This is a genomic window from Chamaesiphon sp. OTE_75_metabat_556 (genome assembly GCF_031378165.1).
GTDB lineage: Bacteria > Cyanobacteriota > Cyanobacteriia > Cyanobacteriales > Chamaesiphonaceae > Chamaesiphon.
In genome coordinates this window covers 1-3,739 of the sequence record NZ_JANNDR010000216.1, presented here as the reverse complement: position 1 = coordinate 3,739, position 3,739 = coordinate 1, and the positions used below count along the sequence as shown (strand labels likewise).

Here is a 3,739-nt window from a genome sequence, read left to right as displayed (position 1 = left end):
ACTCCCCACTCCCCACTCCTGTACCCATATGAACCTGGGGAAATTCCTCACTCGCGCCAGTATTACCTTAGTTACCGCGCTGGCCGCCAATGTGCCACTCCAAGCCAGCGAACTAGGGCCAGAAATAGTTTTAAAAGCTGTCTATCAAGGATTGCGGCAAGTAGATACGACGCGAGCGAATCCAAAAGTCCGCTGGAATGTGCCCAATGGTGCATCTAGTCCTTGCGGACGTGTATCAGGGAGCTTGTATTGTACCCGCAACAATACGTTGTATATTACGACCCAACATATTCGGATGGCTTACCAATATGGGGATGCCGCCTTAGCTTATATCCTCGCCCATGAATATGCCCATGCCGCACAGACAATCGGGGGATTTAGACCAAACACGATTACAGCCATCGAACTCCAAGCTGATTGTTTAGCTGGTTACTATATGGGTGCCATGCCTAACGTAGATTTCGATAACAATGATATCGAGGAAATCGCAGCGATTGCTTATCGGGTCGGAGACTATGAATTTAATAACCGCCAACACCATGGTACGCCCGAACAACGTGCCCAAGCGGTACTGACCGGCTTTCAAGCCTCCCAACAAAATGGCATCATCGCTTGTCAGGCGCAGTAGAAAATCTCAGATATAAGTGCGAGAATCAAAGGGAATAAGTATCAATGTAAGTACGGTATGAAGATTGCGATCGCGGGAGCTACTGGATTTGTGGGCAGTCGGTTAGTCGAACAACTCCAAGCGCAGGGACACGAAGTAGTAATTTTCACGCGGAGTCCCCATCAGGCCAGCAACCGCTTTGGCAAAGTGCAGGTAGTCGGCTATGAGCCGCTCAAGTCCGGCGAGTGGCAAAATGCGATCTCCGGCTGCGATGCCGTGGTAAATTTAGCTGGCGAACCGATCGCCGAAAAACGCTGGACGCCAGCCCAGAAGCGGACGATCCTCGACAGTCGGCAACTGGGCACTCAAAAAATCGTCGAGGCGATTGCTGCTGCTAGCGTCAAACCTGCCGTGCTGATTAATGCCTCCGCGATCGGCTATTATGGCACCAGCGAAACTAGTAAATTTAATGAAGATAGTCCGGCTGGGCAAGATTTTCTGGCTGAAGTCTGCACGGCTTGGGAGACAGCCGCTCAAGCAGTTACCGTCACAGGCACCCGCTTAGTCATCCTCCGCTTGGGCATCATCCTGGGCGAAAATGGTGGCGTACTCAGCAAGATGTTAGCACCTTTTAGTGCTTTTGTCGGTGGGCCGATCGGCAGTGGCAAGCAATGGTTTTCCTGGGTACACCGCGATGATGTCGTCAAATTAATAATTACCGCAATTACCGATTCGCAAATGCAGGGTGTCTACAATGCCACCGCCCCTAATCCCGTCACCATGACAGACTTCTCTCACACGCTAGGCACGGTGATGAATCGACCCTCTTGGCTCCCCGTCCCCAATTTTGCCCTCGAAGCCCTGCTCGGAGAAGGCGCGATCGTGGTGTTGGAAGGACAGCAGGTAGTCCCCACCCATACGCTCGCTCAAGGTTTTGAATTTCAATACTCCACGCTCACACCAGCTCTGAGTTCAATTTTAGGAAGTTAGGCATCGGGCTTTACGCTTGAGGCTTTAGGAGGCAAGCATTCTTCTAATTCCCTATCCCCTATTCCCTATTCCCTATTCCCTAATCACGATCGCTTCGATCTTGGCGATATTGGTGTCGCGATCGACTGCGGTAATCGCCCAGCGGAGGGGTTCGCCCCATTGTTGGAGAGTGGTTTCGATCGCCAGATCTAGCGTCGCTTGTGCTGCGGTAATGTCCATATCGATCTCGATCGATTCAATATTCATTTGTGATGATGGGTTAGGTAGAGGGATATAATAGTATCTTCAACATTTTTGACTACATTGGGTCGTACTTACTGTGAGTTATAAATCGATTGAGAAGGATCGTCCGAGCGATGCTGATGCTTACAGATTTAGGTCGATTGCTATTTTAAATATTTTTTATTATGCCAGATCCAGCGATTAGGATTGAAAATTTAGGTAAAAAATATATCATCGATTGCCAGCAACAGCAACACTATTCCACACTCCGAGATCCGATTGCTAGTGGAATTGGGAACTTATTCAAACCAATTGTCGATCGCCAACACAAGTCAGATCGCCATCCACATCAAGAAGAATTTTGGGCACTTAAGGATATTTCCTTTGAGATTAAGCAAGGCGATCGAGTTGGGATCATCGGTCGCAATGGTGCCGGAAAATCAACTTTATTCTTCAGTGGATATCTGGCTGGGAGATGGGTCGATCGATCTCGATACTTTGGCTGGATATTTGAGCTTTCGGATCGAAGAAACCGATGTATATGGAACGGGTTGTCCCCCATTTAGCCAAATGGGTGCGATCTTACTCGAACCAATCTGGACGGTAAATCCCATTTAAAATAATCATTTTGTAAATATTAAAACCCGTAAGACATGCAACCTTCAGATCTTAGCTCTAACAACTTGTACACACAGGAGTTCTTTAACAAAATTCAAGAAAGTTCGCGACGATCTGCGGAAGTCATAGTGCCGCTAATTCTAGAGATTTTAGCAGTCGATCGAGTGGTTGATGTTGGCTGTGGTGATGGCACATGGCTAAAAGTTTTTCAACAACATGGGGTCAAGGAAATTCTGGGAATCGATGGTAAATATGTAGATGAGAATATCTTGGTAATTTCCAAAGATAGGTTTATGGATTTCGATCTCACCAAGCCGATAAAAATACCGCAATTATTCGATATCGTTATTTCTTTAGAAGTTGCCGAACATCTCGCCGCTGAATATGCAGAAACTTTTATTGACTCGCTAACAAGCCTGGGTTCAGTAATTTTATTTTCTGCGGCAATACCATGTCAAGAAGGTATAGATCACATCAATTTGCAATGGCAAGAATTTTGGGCAAACTTGTTTCAAGAAAGAGGCTATGTTGCCTTCGATTGTATTCGCAAAAATATTTGGTCTGATAATAATGTTGCTTATTATTATAGACAAAATATGCTGTTGTTTGCCCATAAAGATTATGTAGATAAGTATTCATTAGAAACCAAGCTCGGAGACGATCGAGTTAAAGACACTTCTCTAGTCTCGGTGGTACATCCGATTGCCTACTTGTATATGAATGAGGAATTACAAAATGTTAAAAAGTCGCATGAGATAATTAGTGCCGCAAATACTTCCCTGAAGTCAATCCTCAAATCTCTGCCACAAGCCACTATGCTGGCGATCTCCAGAAGGTTGAAGAAGATTACCGGCTAAATAGATGAAGTGTCTAGGGTTCAATAGTATATTGGCTATTAAATTTTCTGGTGAATAACAAAAAAATCAATGTAATTGATCGCCAGATCTGGCATCGGCAATATCCATCTCGATTGCGATCGATTCAATCTGCATTTGTGATGAGGAGTGAGCGGCAAGTACCTAATAATATCTTAAACATTTTTGACTACATTGGTTCGGACTTACTGCAAGTCACGGATCGATCACAAATTCTAGCAGATTCAGGTCGATTGCTATTTTAAATATTCTTTATTATGTCAGATCCAGCTATTAGGATTGAAAATTTAGGTAAAAAGTATTTTATCGATCGCCATCAACAGCAACAATATTCAACACTCCGAGATACGATCGTTGGTGGCGTCCAGAACTTATTCAAACCAACTGTCGATCGTCAATCGAAATTGGAACGTCATTCTAAACGCGA

At 45.0% G+C, this 3,739-nt stretch carries 4 protein-coding genes and 1 pseudogene; 4 read left to right on the top strand and 1 reads right to left on the bottom strand.

From position 1 onward, the window contains the following. Positions 1-628 (top strand): neutral zinc metallopeptidase (locus tag RMO27_RS09010; protein WP_309731523.1); only part of this gene is annotated, 628 nt, incomplete at its 5' end. A gap of 57 nt (positions 629-685) precedes the next feature. Further along, positions 686-1,597 carry a TIGR01777 family oxidoreductase gene (locus tag RMO27_RS09005; RefSeq protein ID WP_309731521.1) on the top strand — a complete coding sequence of 304 codons (912 nt, stop codon included), beginning with the start codon at positions 686-688 and terminating at the stop codon, positions 1,595-1,597. 72 nt (positions 1,598-1,669) lie between these two features. Here RMO27_RS09005 and RMO27_RS09000 read toward each other — a convergent pair whose 3' ends face one another. Continuing rightward, positions 1,670-1,843, bottom strand: a complete 174-nt coding sequence (locus tag RMO27_RS09000) for a hypothetical protein (protein ID WP_309731519.1) — start codon at positions 1,841-1,843, stop codon at positions 1,670-1,672. Between the two features lie 161 nt (positions 1,844-2,004). Between RMO27_RS09000 and RMO27_RS08995 the strand changes: the two are divergent. Together RMO27_RS08995 and RMO27_RS08990 are read left to right on the top strand one after the other, a co-directional pair. Beyond that, positions 2,005-2,268, top strand: a pseudogene (locus tag RMO27_RS08995) (ATP-binding cassette domain-containing protein); the annotation flags it as partial. Between the two features lie 204 nt (positions 2,269-2,472). Further along, complete coding sequence (locus RMO27_RS08990) at positions 2,473-3,294, top strand: methyltransferase domain-containing protein (protein ID WP_309731516.1); 822 nt, start codon at positions 2,473-2,475, stop codon at positions 3,292-3,294. Positions 3,295-3,739: the final 445 nt, after the last annotated feature.

What these genes read in the sequence shown, in the direction of transcription:
- RMO27_RS09005 (WP_309731521.1), top strand. Translation starts at nt 686, where the DNA reads ATGAAGATTGCGATCGCGGGAGCTACTGGATTTGTGGGCAGTCGGTTA.
- RMO27_RS09000 (WP_309731519.1), bottom strand. Translation starts at nt 1,843, where the DNA reads ATGAATATTGAATCGATCGAGATCGATATGGACATTACCGCAGCACAA.
- RMO27_RS08990 (WP_309731516.1), top strand. Translation starts at nt 2,473, where the DNA reads ATGCAACCTTCAGATCTTAGCTCTAACAACTTGTACACACAGGAGTTC.